Origin of the sequence: Lentzea flaviverrucosa, from assembly GCF_003350445.1 — a bacterium.
Lineage (GTDB): Bacteria > Actinomycetota > Actinomycetes > Mycobacteriales > Pseudonocardiaceae > Lentzea > Lentzea californiensis.
The window spans coordinates 315,162-330,237 of the sequence record NZ_QQAU01000008.1 but is presented as its reverse complement, the minus strand read 5'-3'; the positions used below and the strand labels follow the sequence as shown (position 1 = coordinate 330,237).

Below are 15,076 nucleotides of genomic sequence, written 5' to 3'. Positions count from 1 at the left end.
CTACGACTCCGTTACCTGTTCATGAGCGCGACTGTGCCGCTCTCGTTTGGGCGAGCTCGTTGCTGGGCCGCGCCACGACCGGACGCGCCCTGGGAGAGTCTCCACCGGAACGGCCCTCGCGTGCGGCAGGTTCCGTGGTTGACAGGGGCGAGTCGTGGTCGTGGTCACGATCCTCACCCCGTCCGCGGACCGTGCGCAGTGCGAGCGTGACCGGTGCGGCGGGTGGGACGGATGCGCTCATACCGCGACCGGGAAGCTCGACTGGAACGCCAGCCTCGCGTCGGCGGCCGACGCGATCCGGTCGAGTTCGTCGTCCAGCGCCATGAACACCTCCCAGCTCTCCTGGCCCCCGCTGGCCGCCGGCCGTTCGGTCACCAGCTGCTCCAGGTCTGGGACGCGCTGGGCCTTCCATACCTTGTCCGCCAGGCTGACCAGCAGCTCCTCCAGGCTGATGCCGGGCTCGGTCCACGACGAGTGCGTCCGCGCGAACCACGCCAGCCGCTCCTCGACCCCGCGCTCCCGCAGCAGTTCGTGGCCCGCCGGCTCGTGCGCCGAACCCGGACCGGACAACTCGTTGGGGTGCAACACCTTCCCGATGTCGTGGGTGGCCGCGCCGTACAGGACCGCCTCCTGGTCGACGGTGACCGCCGGGTGGTGCCGCCCGACCCACTCGACGAGCTGGCAGGCCACGTCGTGCACGGCCCGCAGGTGCGCGACCAGGCGCGGCGAAGCCCGCAGCTCCGTCAGCAGCTCCTCGACGGACGTGGGCAACCGCCGCAGCGGCACGGCCTCCGTCATGGCACGGCGCGCTGGTGACGGGTCCTGGCTTGCGGCAGGGTGAGTTCGCGACGGGCTCTCGCTCACCGCACCTCCCCGAGCCGACGGCGAACCGTCACCCGACGACGTTTTCCCGTCCCGCCTGTGCCGGACGACGACCGGGTCGCAGCCGCACCGACTCGCCGCACCACCGGACTCACGGCCTCCGCCGACTCCGGGTTCACCACGAGGTTCCGCCCGACGAAGCCAACGCCGCCACCACGGCACGCCGAACCCGCAACGGGCTCTCGTTCACCGCAGCACGCCGAGCCGACGGCGAACCGCCGTCAGACGACGGTCCTTCTCCCGTCCCGCCGATGCCGAACAACGACCAGGCATCCACCGACTCCGGGCCCATCACGAGGTCCCACCCGACGAAGCCAGCGTCGCCACCACGGCCTCCGCGGTGCGGCGGCCCACCCCCGGCACGTCGCTGATCTCGTCCACTGTGGCCTGGCGCAGCTTCCGCACCGAGCCGAAGTGCTTGAGCAGTGCGGCTTTGCGGGTCTCGCCCAGGCCCGGCACCTCGTCGAGGGCCGAGGTGGTCATGCGCTTCGAGCGCTTCTGGCGGTGGTAGGCGATGGCGAAGCGGTGGGCCTCGTCGCGGACTCGCTGGAGCAGGTACAGGGCGTCGCTGGTGCGCGGGAGGATGACCGGGTCCTGCTCGCCGGGGACCCAGACCTCTTCGAGGCGCTTGGCCAGGCCCACGACCGCCACGTCGGTGATGCCAAGTTCGGCCAGGACGTCGGAGGCCGCCGCGGCCTGGGGGCCCGCGCCGTCCACCACCAGGAGGTTGGGCGGGTAGGCGAACTTGCGGGGTTTGCCGGTGTCCGGGTCTATGCCCGGGTTGGGGCCGCCGGACGCGGTCTCGCGCAGCATGGCCTGGAAGCGGCGGCGGACCACCTCGGCTATCGAGGCCACGTCGCCCTCGGTGGCGGCCTCGCGGATGGCGAAGCGGCGGTACTCGGACTTGCGGGCCAGGCCGTCCTCGAACACCACCAGGGACGCCACCACGTCGGTGCCCTGGACGTGGCTGATGTCGATGCACTCGATGCGCAACGGCGCGGTGTCCAGCGCCAGGGCGTCCTGGATCTCCTGCAGGGCGGCGGAACGGGCGGTGAGGTCGCCGGCGCGGCGGAGCTTGTGCTGGGCGAAGGCCTCGGAGGCGTTGCGCGCCACCGTTTCCATCAGGGCCCGCTTGTCGCCTCGCTGCGGGACGCGCAGGACCACGCGTGAACCCCGTTGCTCGGACAGCAGGTCTTCCAGGGCGGAGGCGTCGTCCGGCAGCACCGGCACCAGCACCTCGCGCGGGGTGTTCTCGTTCTCGTCGCCGTAGAACTGCATGATGAACTGGTCGACGAGCCCGCCGTCGTCCAGAGCCTCGACCTTGTCGAGCACCCAGCCCCGCTGGCCGCGGACACGGCCGCCGCGCACGTGGAAGACCTGGACCGAGACCTCCAGCTCGTCCTGCGCGAACGCCATCACGTCGGCGTCCGTGCCGTCGCCCAGCACGACGGCCTGCTTCTCCATCGCGCGGCGCAACGCGCCCAGGTCGTCGCGCAGGCGCGCGGCGCGTTCGAACTCCAGCTCCTCCGAGGCCTGCAGCATCTCGCGTTCGAGACGGCGGACCATGTGGTCGGTCTTGCCCGCCAGGAAGTCGCAGAAGTCGAGCACGATGTCGCGGTGCTCGTCGGCCGAGACCTTGCCCACGCACGGCGCCGAGCACTTGTCGATGTACCCGAGCAGGCACGGGCGGCCGATCTGGTTGTGCCGCTTGAAAACGCCCGCCGAGCACGTGCGCGCGGGGAACACGCGCAGCAGCAGGTCGAGCGTCTCGCGGATGGCCCAGGCGTGGGCGAACGGCCCGAAGTAGCGCACGCCCTTCTTGCGCGGGCCGCGGTAGACGTGCAGACGCGGGTAGTCCTCGTGCAGCGTGACGGCCAGCACCGGGTACGACTTGTCGTCGCGGTACCGGACGTTGAAGCGCGGGTCGAACTCCTTGATCCAGTTGTATTCGAGCTGCAGCGCCTCGACCTCGGTGGTGACCACCGTCCACTCGACGGAGGCCGCCGTAGTCACCATCTGGCGCGTGCGCGGGTGCAGCCCGGCCAGATCCGCGAAGTACGAGTTCAGCCTGCTGCGCAAGCTCTTCGCCTTGCCGACGTACACGACCCGGCCACCGGCGTCGCGGAACTTGTAGACGCCGGGAGCCTCAGGAATCGTGCCCACTGCAGGGCGATACGTCGAGGGATCTGCCACGCCGTCCAGACTATCGACGCGGTCCGACAAAAACAGAAACGGTCAGGTCAGGACGACCTGGTCGCCGTCGACCTTCACCGCGACCGCGCGCAGGCCGGTCGTCGCCGGCCCCTTCTTCACGGCGCCGTCGGAAGCACCGAACTGGCTGCCGTGCGAAGGACAGGTGATGGTGCCGCCGGAAGGCTCCGCGACCATCGAACCCTGGTGCGGGCACGTCGCGTCGTAGGCCTTCACCTCGGTGGCGGAGATGCGCGCGACGACGATCTTCTTGCCGCCGGGGGCGTCGACGACGGCCCCGCCGCCCTCGGGCACGTCGGCCAGGGCGACGAGCGCGGTACCGCCGGTCCCGGTGGATCCCGTCGGGGTCGAACCACCCTGGGTGGGTGTGGTTCCGGAACCGGTCGAGGTCGGAGTGGAACTGCACGCCGTCACGAGTCCGCTGGGCACGGCGAGCGCAACCGCGATTCCGCACAGCGCCGCGCGCCTGCTGACCAGGCTTTCGGTGTTCACGACCGATCCTCCGTGGTGGTGGGTGTTCGGGGTCACACCACAGCATTACGCGAACAGGTCGGCCAGAGTTCAGCCAGAAGCCCGATGCACAGCAAACGCACAGGTCTCAGCCGAGCACCAGATCGTCTCCGGAACGGACGATCGCGACCTCGGCGAGACCTGATTCCGCAGGTCCTTTGCGGACTGCCCCGGTCGAGGCGTCGAAGGTGCTCCCGTGCAACGGGCAGGTGATCACGCCGCGGGCAGGCGGGTTGACCATCGATCCCACGTGCGGGCAGGCCGGGTTGAACGCCCGGAATTCACCCGATCGAGGTTGCACGACCAACAGCTGGGCGTTGCCGGGCATGTCCACCAGCACGCCGGAGCCGTCGGGCACCGAGGAGACGGCGACGACACGGTCCCCGGTCCGGGCGGTGCCGGCACCACCCGTCTTGCGAGGAGCGGGCTCGCCACAGGCGCTCAAGGCGGCGGCGAGCCCACACAACAACACTGAACGACGATCCACGAGCACCGATTATCGGCGCTGGTCCTCCGCGGCGGCCTGCCGGGCCAGGGCCAGCACGGCGGTGAACGGCGGGAACCAGTGCCGCGAGTGCGACGGCGGGTTCGCCCAGCGCAGCGATCCGTACCTGGTCATCGTCGGCGGGAGCGCGATCCGGTGCGGCGATCGCACGAACTGGACCTCCGGCGGCGCCTTCAGGTGCGTGGGCAGCAACGCCACCAGTTCGGCGAGGAAGATCCAGTGTTCGCGGGGGCCGGGGATCACCGTGACGGGTCCGGCGAGCATCCGCGACTTCAGGTCGGCCAGGACTCGCGACCCGATCCGCGCCGGCATCGCCAGGGCTGTCGTGGCGGGGCCCAGGGGCAGGAACACACCCTGCTCGGTGACGGTCACCTGCCAGCCGAGCAACCGGTAGCCCGCGACGGCCTCCCCGATCGCCCGTGCGTGTCCCCTGTTCTGTGGGATTCCGGCCGTGCCGGTCTCCGCGGTCGTGAGGCTCATCGGCGGTTGTCCTCCCCGTTGGTGGGTCAGGCACTGGTCAAGCCGGGGGGATCCACCCGCGGCCTGACGTTGTGCAGGGTGCTTCTCACTTCCCCCCAACACCACTCGCCTGCTGCATGGGCCTCATGCAGCGGACGCATGAAGCTCATCCGCCGGGTGGAGGCACCAGGACTGCGACACGCGAACCCATTACGTCTTATGCATGAGATGGATGGACTGACGATCACACGTCCGTACACTGGGGAAACGCTCAGTGACGGGGGCGAGGCCGATGGATGCAGCGAGACCCAAATCCAGACGCGCTTGCCCGTGTGGGGCGTTCATCGCCGCCGACAACTCCGATCGGCTGTGTCACCGGTGCCGCCGCAACGCTCGTGCGGACGTGCACGGACCACCTGAGGTCCCCAACGACTTCTGGGACCACCCCGCGATCGCCGCCGCGTGCAACGACCGTGACATGGGTGCGCTGATCTCCGCGTACCGGCATCACCCCCGGCACCTCAGCCGGGTCACGCAGGACCGCATGGCGGCGTGGCTCGGCATCAGCCAGGCGCAGCTCTCGCGTTACGAGTCGGGCGAGAACCAGATCGACCGACTCGACCGGCTGCGCCACTTCGCGCTGGTGCTCGGTGTTCCGGGCGAACGACTGTGGTTCGACCGCGTCGTCATCCCAGCTCAGGTGGGCTCACCCGTAACGGGCCCGCCAGACGTGCTCGCCGCCCCCTGGGAGGCGACGAGCATTGCCCGTTCGGTCGAGGAGACGGCGAGGAGCGACTTGGCGATCAGCAGACGAGCGGCGCTCACCGGAGCCGCCGCGGTGACGGTGGGGTCCGCACTGGTCGAGCCGCTGCAGCGGTGGTTGCACCCCCTGCAGAACCTGTCGAAGTGGTCGTCGCACTCGGCGATCAGCGAGGAGGAGCTCTTCGCGTTGCAGCGCGTGGCGGACGGGCTGCGCGGCTGGGGCGGCCGGGGCGGCTACGGACTGGCCCGCAAGGCCGTCCTGGGCCAGCTGGACGAGCTGGCCGAACGCCTGGGCCGGGCACCGTCCGGCCCGACGACGGAACGCGCGTTCTTCATAGGCGCGGAACTGTCGAAGGTGGCGGCGAGCATGTCGTTCGACGCCGGCCTGCACAACGCGGCCCAGCGCTACTACGTGCTGGCCGTCCGCATGGCCAAGGCGGGCCACAACGACGGCTTCGCGGCGCTGTGCCTGGCCGCGATGGCGCGGCAGATGTTCGACCTGGGCCGCCCCGAGGACGGCCTGGAGCTGGTCCAGCTGGGCCAGTACGGCACCCGCCGCACCGGCACGCCGACGCTCAAGGCGCTCCTGCTCACCCGCGAGGCCTGGGCCTACGCGAGCATGGGCAAGACCCGCGAGTTCCACCAGGCCGTGGGCATGGCGCAGGACAGCTTCGCCCAGCGGGACGCGGACAACGAGCCGCGCTACCTGCACAGCTTCGACGAGGCCGAGCTCGAGGGCGTCATCGGCGCCCGCTGCCGCGACCTCGCCCTGCACGACCCGTCCCAGGCCGTGTTCGCCGAACAACACATCCGGCGGGCCCTGGCACTGCGGGACCCGTCGAAGGTGCGCAACCGCGCCTTCGACGTGATCGGACTGGCGCGCACCAAAATGGTCGCGGGAGACCCGGAGGCAGCGTGCGGGTTGATCAACGAGGTCCTGCCGACGGCGGCGAAGCTCTCCTCGGGCAGAGTCCTGCGCAAGCTGGAGGACTTCGCCAAGGAAGCGGCACGGCACCGCCACATCCCCGCCGTGCAGGACACCAGGGACGCGATCAGAGCGATCCGGACCGCTTGATGCGAGTAGGGATCACCGGCCACAGCAACCTGGTCCCGGAGTGCGTCCCCGCCGTCCAGGCCGCCATCACGGAGGTCCTGGAACGGCTGGGCGGCACCCTGGTGGGTGTGACCTGCCTGGCCCCGGGAGCCGACCAGCTCTTCGCCAGGGCCGTGCTGGCCCTGGGCGGGGAGGTGGAGGTGGTCCTGCCCGCGCTGGACTACCGCGACCGGCTGAAGCCGCACCAGGTGGCCGACTACGACGAGCTCCGCGCCGCCGCCACGGTCGTCAGCGTCCTCCCGCACATGTCGAGCGGGCGCCAGGCGTACGTGGCGGCCAACGAACGCATGCTCGCCTCCGTCGAGGTCCTGGTGGCGGTGTGGGACGGCGTCCCGGCCCAGGGCAAGGGCGGCACGGCGGACGTGGTGGAGCAGGCCCGCGCGTCCGGCGTGCCGATCGAGGTCGTCTGGCCGGACGAGGCACGCAGGAAATCCTGAGGGAGCTAGTGGTGTGGCTCGGAAGATCGACGAGCCACACCACTAGGCCGAGTGAGGGAAGTTCGTCGGCAACCGGACCAACTCCCCTCACAGGCCTAGCCCCGCCCACCGCACTTGATCACGATTTCGGGGCATGGCAGCCGATCAGTTCGCCCGCCTGGCCGACCGCCAGCAGTCCCTGCGAACAGCCCTGCGAGCCCTCCAGGCCGCGGGCCCTGGCAGCCCGGACTTCCAGCCCCTCCTCGCCACCGCGAACGCCGAGGTGGACGCGGTGATGCAGGCCCGTCGCGACGTCGAGGCGGCCAGGCTGACCACCCCGAACCGGGCGATCGCCGTCGCCACCACCGCCGCGGCGCTGATCGTCGCCGTCGGCTGGTTCGACGCCTGGTCGTTGCTCTCGCTCCTGGTGGCGGTGGCCACGGCGGCCTCGGTCCTGGTGGACCCGGCGGGCCGCCGGTTCTTCGAACCACTGGCGAGGACCACCGCGATCAGCGCGGCCCTCGCCGCCACCCTCCTGACCCCGCTGGCCAGCGGCTGGGCGACACTCGTCGCCGCGGCCGGCATCGCCTGGTGGGCCTGGAGGACGCAGAGGTGAACATCGACCCGGTCAAGGACCTGGACGGCAAGGTCGAGCGGCTCAAGAAGGAGCTGAAGTCGCTGGAGACCCGCGTCGACAACGTGCAGACCGACGCGGCGCACAACCAGCTCAGCCAGACGAACCAGCTCAAGGACAACACCCGCAAGCTCACCAAGACCAACGACCGCGTCACCGAGCTCGCGGAGAGCGTCCACCGCCTGGAACGGCTCCTGGTGGCGCTGAACCGGAAGGTCCGCGCGGGCGAGACCAAGAAGGCGAACTTCGACGACTGGCCCGAGATCGGCGAGGCGGAGATCGCCAAGATCCTCAAAGGCCAGGAAGCCTACGCCCGCAAGGCTTTCACTCCGCAGGAAGCCAAGGACACGCGCAAGGCCATCGCCGAGTACGACCGCAGGGCCCTGGAGGCGATCGAGGCGGCCGAGGCCCTGACCCACCTCCCGCCTGCGGCGGAAGCGTTGTGGCGCAAGAACTACAAGCGGTGGCGGGCCATCACGGACCAGGAACGCCCTGAAGCCCCGGATAACGACACGCATGCCAAGGACACCGTCGCCAAGTCGGCCGGCAACGAGGCCATCGCGCACACGCGACAGCTGATCCGCGCACGCATCGAGGACGCGGTGGCACGGGATCTGCTGTTCCCGGCGTGGTTCGAGAACATGCTCGGACCCGCCGCGCCGCCCGGCAAGGCGGACGATTGGCTTTACACCGCAACGGATGTGGTGCTGTACCGGCTGCTGCACGACGTCACCAGCCCAGCGGACGCGCTCGGTCCGGCACCCGAGGAAGAGGGGCACCGCAAGACCCTGCACGACCGCCTGACCGGCGAGTGCGCGGACTACCGGAAACCGTGAGAAAGCCCGGGCAGGGCGCCTCTGCCCGGGGACTCAGCTCACGCCAGCTCCAGGCTGAACCGCTGCTGCACGGCGTCCACCGCGAGCACCTTCACCTGCACCGAAGCACCGACCTCGGCCTGCTGGCCGTGCAGGAGCCCGTGTGCACCGGCGGGGTGCTCGATGAACGAACCGAAGGGAACGGTCGAGACGACCTTCCCCGAAAAGACATCACCTACGTTGGGAAGCATTGCGCATCACCTCCTCTCCCATGCGCGCATCCAGAGGAACGGATGTACGCGGGGGGCTGGAGGGGCCCTGATCAAGTCAGGGCCGGGCAACCGTTCCGCTCACGGCACAAGGCCGACCCGGCAGTCATGACGAGAACCTTAACCACCGCAGGCCGTTGTCCGCAACGGGATCTACGATTCGTCACATGCTGGAGACGTCCGCACGGCTGCTGAAACTCCTGTCCCTGTTGCAGGTGCGGCGCGACTGGACGGGCCCGGAGCTCGCCGGCCGGCTCAGCGTCGACGTGCGCACGATCCGCCGCGACGTGGACAAGCTGCGCAGCCTCGGTTATCCCGTCACGTCGCTGCCCGGCGCGGCCGGCGGCTACCAGCTCGGGGCGGGCGCGGAACTCCCGCCGCTCCTGCTCGACGACGACGAGGCGGTCGCCGTCGCGGTCGGACTGAGGACGGCGGCGAACGGTTCTGTCGCGGGCATCGAGGAGACGTCGATCCGCGCTCTCACCAAGCTCGAACAGGTGCTGCCGAACCGGTTGCGCCGGCGGGTGCAGGCACTCCAGGCGCACACCACTCCCCTGCAGGCCGCGGGCCCGACCGTCGACTCGGAGACACTCACGATCATCGCCGCCGCCTGCCGCGACCACCAGCAGCTGCGCTTCACCTACGCCCCAACGCAGGGCGAGCCCGCGAAACGACTCGCGGAACCACAGGGCCTCGTGCACACAGGGCGCCGGTGGTACCTCGTCGCGTGGGACGTGTCCAAAGAAGACTGGCGAACGTTCCGGGTGGACCGCATCACCGAGGAGCCCACACTCGCGGCGAGGTTCACGCCCCGCGAACCGCCGGCGGAGTCGCTGGGCGAGTTCGTGTCGAGGCAGGTCGCCTCCAGCGTCTACACCCACCAGGCGGTGCTCACGATCCACGCACCCATGCAGGCAGTCGCGGAACGCACCACACCGATGTCCGCTGCGCTGGAACCGATCGACGAGAACTCGTGCCTCATGCGCACGGGCGCCGATGCGCTCGAACGGATCGTATGGCACCTGCTGTTCCTGGGCTTCGAGTTCGACGTGCACGAACCGGTGGAACTCAAGGAGTACATCGAGGTTCTCGCCGGCAGACTGCGAAACGCGATTAGAGTGCGGGATTGACTAGTCCCTGTGCTGAAGAGCAGGGATCCCACCCGCCGTGTGGCGGGTAGCGCTTACGCGCTGTGCCTCACGGCGCGGGTTTCCTGTTTCATCGCCGATCGCGGAAGGGAGGGCCCTTGCCGTCTGACATCAGCTCCGCAGGCATCACCCGGGACAGCGTCTCGGGTTGCGGCTCGACCAGCCGCAAGGATGTTCTTGGCCGCGTTGAGGTCCCGGTCGTGCCGGGTGCGGCAGCCCGGACACGTCCAGTGCCGGGCGGACAAAGCAAGCTCTGCGAGCACGTGCCCGCAGACCGAACAGGTCTTGCTGGACGGGAACCAGCGGTCGATCACGACGAGCGTGCGGCCGGCGCGAGCGCACTTGTACTCCAGCTGCCTGCGCAACTCACCCCAGCCCGCGTCGGCGATGGCACGGGACAGGTGGCGGTTGCGCACCATGTTCCTGACCGACAGGTCCTCGATCGCGATCACGTCGGCCGAACGCACCAGGCCGGTGGTGGTGCGGTGCAGGAAGTCCTGGCGTGCGGTGCGGACCTTGCGATGCGCGCGGGCGACCTTGGCCTTGGCCTTGCGCCGGTTGGTGCTGCCGCGCTCGCAGCGGGCCATCCGTCGTTGGTAGCGAGCCAGGTTCCGGGCCTTGCGGACCAGGTGCCGCGGGTTCGCGATCCGCTCACCGTCACTGGTCACCAGCAAGTCGGTCAAGCCGAGATCGACCCCGACGGCGTGACCGGCGGGCTCGGCCGGGGTGGGCGTGTCAGCGTCCACGGCGAACGTCAGGTACCAGCGTCCGTCCGGCTCCCGGGACGCCACCACCATCGTCGGGTCCAGCGCGGCCAGGTCCACCTCGCCGAAGGACCAGACGAATCGCAGCGGTGTGCTGGTCTTGGCCAGTGTCAGCACACCCTCGCGCATCCGGAACGCCGAACGGGTGAAGTGCGCGCTCTGGCGGCCGGCGCGGGACTTCAACCTTGGATAGCGCGCACGTCCGGTGAAGAAGTTGCCGAACGCGGTGTGCTGGTGGCGCAGCGTCTGCTGCAACGGCACGCAGGACACCTCCGACAGGAACGCGAGTTCCTCGCCGCGTTTCCACGCGGTAAGCGCGGCATCGGTCTCCCGGTACGACGTGCGGGCACCCTCGGTGCGGTAGCGGAGGCTCCGCTCGGCGAGGTCTTGTTCCACACCAGACGCACACACCCGAACGTGCGGTTCAACACCACAGCCTGTTCAGGGACCGGGTAAGCCCGGCACCTGTACGCCGTTCGCACGAACCACAACCTACCGGGAGCACCATGACGACAACGACGCAGGACTGTCTCCACCGGGGGCCATGGTGACAGTGGACTTCGCGACCGCCGCGGACCCGTTCAGACGCGAGCTCCTCGCGCACTGCTACCGGATGCTCGGCTCGCTGCACGACGCCGAGGACCTGGTGCAGGAGACGTACCTGCGCGCGTGGAAGGCGTACGGCCAGTTCGAGGGCCGCTCGTCCGTCCGCACCTGGCTGTACCGGATCGCGACGAACGCCTGCCTCACGGCGCTGGACGGCCGCGCCAGGCGCCCGCTGCCGTTCGGGCTCGGCACCCGGGGCGCCACCGAGGCCGACCCGCTCACCCAGGACCACGAGGTCCCGTGGCTGGAGCCGTTCCCGACCGATCCGGCCGCGATCGTCACCGAACGCGAGTCGACCAGGCTGGCGTTCGTCGCGGCCCTGCAACACCTCCCGCCGAGGCAACGCGCGGTGCTGGTGCTGCGGGACGTGCTGAAGCTCAGCGCCGCCGAGACCGCGGACGAGCTGGAGATGACGGTCGCGGCCGTGAACAGCGCTCTGCAACGGGCGCACGCGCAGCTCAAGGACCTCACCGAGGACGAGGTGGTCGAGCCGGCGGAGGCGAAGCCGTTGCTCGACCGGTGGGTGAAAGCCTTCGAGGCCAAGGACATCCCGGCGATCATCGGCATGTTCGCGCAGGACGTCGTCTGGGAGATGCCACCGTACCCGCAGTTCTACCGGGGCCCGGACATGGTCGCGTGGCACCTCGCGAACCAGTGCCCCTCGGTCCCGCACGGCGCCAGGATGATCGCCACCGAGGCGAACGGCCAGCCCGCGTTCGGGCTCTACCTGCGAGCCGAGGACGGCGTGTTCCGGCCGTTCAACCTCCAGGTGCTGGAAGTCGGGTCCGACCGGATCACGCGCGTCTCGTCGTTCTTCGACCTCAGTCTGTTCCCGCGGTTCGGGCTGCCTTCGACCGCATGAACTCGGCGCGGTCCAGCGGCCGGTTCACGATCCGCATGTCGCCGATCCAGCCGTGCAACGACTTCTCGACGACCTTGTCGTACGCGTAGGCGCCGACGAGCCAGGGGTCGCCGGCGGTCGAGATGCCGCGTGAGGGCGTGGACGGGTTGCGCAGCAACGGAGATCCGTCCACGTACAGCGTGGTGTGCACGCCGTCGTTGACCACGGCGATGTGCCACCACGTCTCGTAGTCCATCTCGTGGCCCCAGTTCGTGGAGATCCCCGGCAGGTTGCGCGGGAACACCGCCCACTGCAGCTGACCGCCACCGGCGACGTTCAGGGTCGCGATCGGCTCGCTCGGGTCGTCCCCGGTCTTGCCGGCCGCGGAACCGGGTGCGAGCTTCGTGAACAGGCCGCACCACGGGTGGTCGAAGTCCTCGGGCAGCTTGAGGAACAGCTCGACGGTGTAGCCGCGCTCGAACGTCTCCCTGTTCACCGGCGCCGAGTCCACGGTGGACAGGTGGCCTTCTTTGCCGAAGTACAGCGAACGGTGTGACGGCGCGTACCGGCTGTGGTCCTCCGAGGCGGTCAGCGAACCCGTCTGCCGCAGATCGTTCCCGTTGCCCGACAGGTCTTTCAGGCCCTCACCGAGGCGCCAATAGGCGACTGTGCCGCGCACCAGCACGTCGCGGACGGGCTGCGGCGCGGGCAGCACCGGCGGGTCGAAGCGGGCGAACCGCTGCTCGAAGTCGATCGGCACGCTGAACCGGTCGGCCGGGCCGGTCAGCTCGGTCTCCTTGCGCTCCAGCGGGTTGAGCGACTTCTTGCCGAGCAGCCACGGCGACAGGGTGCGGACGTCGATCACGCCGCGGTCCAGGTCGAAGTGGTAGAACCGGATCATCGCGCCGCCGCCGTAGTAGCGGTCCTGGTAGTTCGCGATGTGCACGTGCACGTCGTTGCCGGCGGAGTTGCGCATCGTCGTGCGGGCGGGCGGCCAGAAGTGCCCGTTCAGCGTCAGGAAGATCTGGTCGTTGTCCTTGATCAGCTCGTTCCACAGCCTGCGGCCGTAGTCGGACATCGCGGCGGTGCCGTCACCGCCGTCGTAGACCAGTTCGTGCGTGGTGAGGATGACCGGCAGCGTGCCGTGCTGCTTCAGAACAGCACGCGCCCACTCGAAACCGTTGGCGGACATGCGCCAGTCCAGCGCGAGCACCAGCCATTCCTGACCGGCAGCGCGGAACACGTGGAACGTGTTGTAGCCGTCGGCGCTCGCCCCGCGGAACGTCGGCGACGACCGGAACCGCCGCGGCCCGAACCTGTCGAGGTACGGCGTGCGGCCGCGCTGGTCGTCCAGCCGCGAGTCCGGCAGGTCGTGGTTGCCCGCGAGCACGCTGTAGCCGATCCGGCGGCGGTCGAGCACCTCGAACCGCTCGCTGATGTCGTCGATCTCGCTCTGCCGCGCGTTCTCGACCAGGTCGCCGAGGTGGCTGATGAAGACGATGTTCTCGGACCTCTGCCGGTCGACCAGGTACTGCAGCGTGGCCTTCAACGGCGCGGAGTCGCCGCGGTCGAGGTCGAACATGTACTGCGTGTCCGGGATCACGGCGAGCGTGAACCGCCGCGCCTCCGGGTCGGGGCGGCCTCCGACAACGTTGTCAGCGGCGGCGGAACCAGGCGTGACCAGGGCGGCAGCGGCGGCGGTCGCACCGGTGCCGAGCAGGAAGGAGCGGCGGGACGCGGTCATGGCGCGGAGCGTAGGTGTGCTGGGCCAACGGCAGGCGAACATCGGTCGATAGCATCGCGAACTATGTCTTGGGGGTTGCTGGCGGTCGCCGGCGTGGTCGTCGCCTGCGGAGGGTTGCTGCAGGGCCTGATCGGCTTCGGACTGGCGCTGGTCGCCGTGCCGCTGCTCGCGCTGCTGGACCCGGCGCTGGTCCCGGTGCCGGTCCTGGTCATCGCCTGCGCGCACGCGGTCATGTCGCTGGCCAGGGAGTTCGGCCACGTGGACTGGCGCGGCGTCGGCTGGGCGATGCTCGGTCGCCTGCCGGGCACGGTCGTCGGCATCTGGATCGTCGACTCGCTGGACCCGAAGAGCTTCGGCGTGGTCGTCGGCGCCGCTGTGCTGGCGTGCGTGCTGCTGTCGATCACGTCCTGGCGCCCCCAGCCCACCCCGCCGTCACTGGTCACCGCGGGCGTGGCGAGCGGCTCGTTCGGCACGGCCACGTCGATCGGCGGCCCGATGGTCGCGTTGCTCTACCAGAACCAGGCCGGGCCGGAGGTGCGGGCGACGCTGGCGGCGTTCTTCACGCTGGGCTCGGCCGTCTCGATCGCCGGCCTCACCGCCACCGGTAACGTCGCCGCGCACCAGTTGTGGAGCGGCGTGCTGCTGATCCCGTTCCTGGTCGCCGGATTCCTGCTTTCGGGGCCTTTGCGCAAGAAGTTCGACGCCAAGGGTGTCCGGACTCCGATGCTGGTCGTGGCGGGAGCGAGTGCTGTCGTGCTGATCGTGAGGAGCCTGCTGTCGTGAAGATCCCCGCCTGGGCCGTGCTCGGGATCGGCGCACTCGCGGCGCTGACGATGGTCGTGAACGCGCCGCTGCGCGACCTCGGAGACCTGTGCGCGCAGCCCGGTGCGCGCTGTGGCAGCCAGCCGGACTGGTACACCGGCCAGGAGACCTTCGAGACGTTGCGCGGCATCGAGATGAGCCGCCGGTTCGACGAGATCCTGTATGACCACAGCCTGCTGTGGGTGGTCGTCGCCGCACTGCTGGTGTGGGCGGTCTTGCGGCGCAGCTGGGCGATGACCGCCACGGCCGCGCTCTTCGGCCTCGCGGTGTGGCTGTGGCCCGCCTACTCCGCGTACCTGCTGATCGCCGCCGCCGCGGTGGCGGTGCTGCACGAGCACCGCCACCGCTTTCAGCGAACCGATCAGGCGAACGGCTGAACGTTCGGCTGGAACACCTGGCCGTCGGCCGGTGCGACGAGGTCCACCAGGTACTTCGCGACCGCCGCGTCCGTGGCCGCCGAGCGGCCCAGGATGCAGTGGCCGAACGCGTCGACGCTGATCAGCCGCGCGTTGCCGAGCTGCTTGGCCATGCGCTGCGAGAACAGGTACTGCGTCGCCGGGTCGTAGTAGTTGCC

17 protein-coding genes and 1 pseudogene are annotated in these 15,076 nt (G+C 69.9%); 8 read left to right on the top strand and 10 right to left on the bottom strand.

The window, feature by feature from the left end; genetic code table 11:
* Window positions 1-237: 237 nt before the first annotated feature.
* From DFR72_RS25755 to DFR72_RS25735, 5 genes are all read right to left on the bottom strand, one after another.
* Window positions 238-798: an HD domain-containing protein gene (locus DFR72_RS25755; protein ID WP_090067015.1), complete on the bottom strand. Its 561-nt coding sequence runs from the start codon at window positions 796-798 to the stop codon at window positions 238-240.
* A 375-nt stretch (window positions 799-1,173) separates the two neighbouring features.
* Window positions 1,174-3,075 (bottom strand): excinuclease ABC subunit UvrC, encoded by a 1,902-nt coding sequence (uvrC, locus tag DFR72_RS25750; RefSeq protein WP_090067014.1) that lies wholly within the window; start codon window positions 3,073-3,075, stop codon window positions 1,174-1,176.
* 42 nt (window positions 3,076-3,117) lie between these two features.
* Complete coding sequence (locus DFR72_RS25745) at window positions 3,118-3,585, bottom strand: Rieske (2Fe-2S) protein (protein ID WP_090067116.1); 468 nt, start codon at window positions 3,583-3,585, stop codon at window positions 3,118-3,120.
* A gap of 106 nt (window positions 3,586-3,691) precedes the next feature.
* Window positions 3,692-4,090, bottom strand: a complete 399-nt coding sequence (locus DFR72_RS25740) for a Rieske (2Fe-2S) protein (protein WP_090067115.1) — start codon at window positions 4,088-4,090, stop codon at window positions 3,692-3,694.
* Window positions 4,091-4,099: 9 nt separating this feature from the next.
* Window positions 4,100-4,588 (bottom strand): hypothetical protein, encoded by a 489-nt coding sequence (locus DFR72_RS25735; RefSeq protein WP_090014002.1) that lies wholly within the window; start codon window positions 4,586-4,588, stop codon window positions 4,100-4,102.
* A gap of 382 nt (window positions 4,589-4,970) precedes the next feature.
* Between DFR72_RS25735 and DFR72_RS25730 the strand changes: the two genes are divergently transcribed.
* The 4 genes from DFR72_RS25730 to DFR72_RS46435 all read left to right on the top strand — a co-directional run bounded on the left by DFR72_RS25730 (window position 4,971) and on the right by DFR72_RS46435 (window position 8,329).
* Complete coding sequence (locus DFR72_RS25730; protein ID WP_245983497.1) at window positions 4,971-6,404, top strand: helix-turn-helix domain-containing protein; 1,434 nt, start codon at window positions 4,971-4,973, stop codon at window positions 6,402-6,404.
* Window positions 6,404-6,880, top strand: a complete 477-nt coding sequence (locus DFR72_RS25725; RefSeq protein WP_090067012.1) for a hypothetical protein — start codon at window positions 6,404-6,406, stop codon at window positions 6,878-6,880. The genes DFR72_RS25730 and DFR72_RS25725 overlap by 1 nt, the downstream gene beginning before the upstream one ends.
* Window positions 6,881-7,013: 133 nt before the next feature.
* Window positions 7,014-7,475 carry a hypothetical protein gene (locus DFR72_RS25720; RefSeq protein ID WP_090067011.1) on the top strand — a complete coding sequence of 154 codons (462 nt, stop codon included), beginning with the start codon at window positions 7,014-7,016 and terminating at the stop codon, window positions 7,473-7,475.
* The gene (locus tag DFR72_RS46435) at window positions 7,472-8,329 is read left to right on the top strand and encodes a hypothetical protein (protein ID WP_211335529.1); all 858 of its coding nucleotides are present in this window, start codon (window positions 7,472-7,474) and stop codon (window positions 8,327-8,329) included. Before DFR72_RS25720 ends, DFR72_RS46435 begins: the two co-directional genes overlap by 4 nt.
* Window positions 8,330-8,367: 38 nt before the next feature.
* On the opposite strand, the gene DFR72_RS25710 is transcribed toward DFR72_RS46435, so the two are convergent.
* The gene (locus DFR72_RS25710; RefSeq protein WP_090067010.1) at window positions 8,368-8,559 is read right to left on the bottom strand and encodes a S1 RNA-binding domain-containing protein; all 192 of its coding nucleotides are present in this window, start codon (window positions 8,557-8,559) and stop codon (window positions 8,368-8,370) included.
* Window positions 8,560-8,744: 185 nt separating this feature from the next.
* On the opposite strand from DFR72_RS25710, the gene DFR72_RS25705 reads away from it, so the two are divergent.
* Entirely contained in the window at window positions 8,745-9,707 is a 963-nt protein-coding gene (locus tag DFR72_RS25705; RefSeq protein ID WP_090067009.1) for a helix-turn-helix transcriptional regulator, read from the top strand.
* A 53-nt stretch (window positions 9,708-9,760) separates the two neighbouring features.
* On the opposite strand, the gene DFR72_RS25700 is transcribed toward DFR72_RS25705, so the two are convergent.
* Both DFR72_RS25700 and DFR72_RS47135 read right to left on the bottom strand, forming a co-directional pair.
* On the bottom strand, window positions 9,761-10,885 hold the full coding sequence (locus tag DFR72_RS25700; RefSeq protein WP_245983495.1) for an RNA-guided endonuclease InsQ/TnpB family protein: 1,125 nt from the start codon (window positions 10,883-10,885) through the stop codon (window positions 9,761-9,763).
* Window positions 10,886-10,917: 32 nt separating this feature from the next.
* Window positions 10,918-10,971 (bottom strand): annotated as a pseudogene (locus DFR72_RS47135) (hypothetical protein); the annotation flags it as partial.
* 62 nt (window positions 10,972-11,033) lie between these two features.
* Here DFR72_RS47135 and DFR72_RS25695 point away from each other — a divergent pair.
* Window positions 11,034-11,957 (top strand): sigma-70 family RNA polymerase sigma factor, encoded by a 924-nt coding sequence (locus DFR72_RS25695; RefSeq protein WP_090067008.1) that lies wholly within the window; start codon window positions 11,034-11,036, stop codon window positions 11,955-11,957.
* On the opposite strand, the gene DFR72_RS25690 is transcribed toward DFR72_RS25695, so the two are convergent.
* Complete coding sequence (locus DFR72_RS25690; RefSeq protein ID WP_090067007.1) at window positions 11,917-13,680, bottom strand: LamG-like jellyroll fold domain-containing protein; 1,764 nt, start codon at window positions 13,678-13,680, stop codon at window positions 11,917-11,919. The two genes, DFR72_RS25695 and DFR72_RS25690, sit on opposite strands and share 41 nt — an antisense overlap.
* Window positions 13,681-13,743: 63 nt before the next feature.
* Between DFR72_RS25690 and DFR72_RS25685 the strand changes: the two genes are divergently transcribed.
* Both DFR72_RS25685 and DFR72_RS25680 read left to right on the top strand, forming a co-directional pair.
* Window positions 13,744-14,463, top strand: coding sequence for a sulfite exporter TauE/SafE family protein (locus tag DFR72_RS25685; protein WP_090067006.1), 720 nt, complete (start codon window positions 13,744-13,746; stop codon window positions 14,461-14,463).
* Window positions 14,460-14,879 carry a hypothetical protein gene (locus DFR72_RS25680; protein WP_090067005.1) on the top strand — a complete coding sequence of 140 codons (420 nt, stop codon included), beginning with the start codon at window positions 14,460-14,462 and terminating at the stop codon, window positions 14,877-14,879. Before DFR72_RS25685 ends, DFR72_RS25680 begins: the two co-directional genes overlap by 4 nt.
* Here the strand turns inward: DFR72_RS25680 and DFR72_RS25675 are convergent.
* The coding region (locus DFR72_RS25675) for an alpha/beta hydrolase (RefSeq protein WP_211335528.1) at window positions 14,864-15,076 on the bottom strand (213 nt) is incomplete at its 5' end. The genes DFR72_RS25680 and DFR72_RS25675 overlap by 16 nt on opposite strands.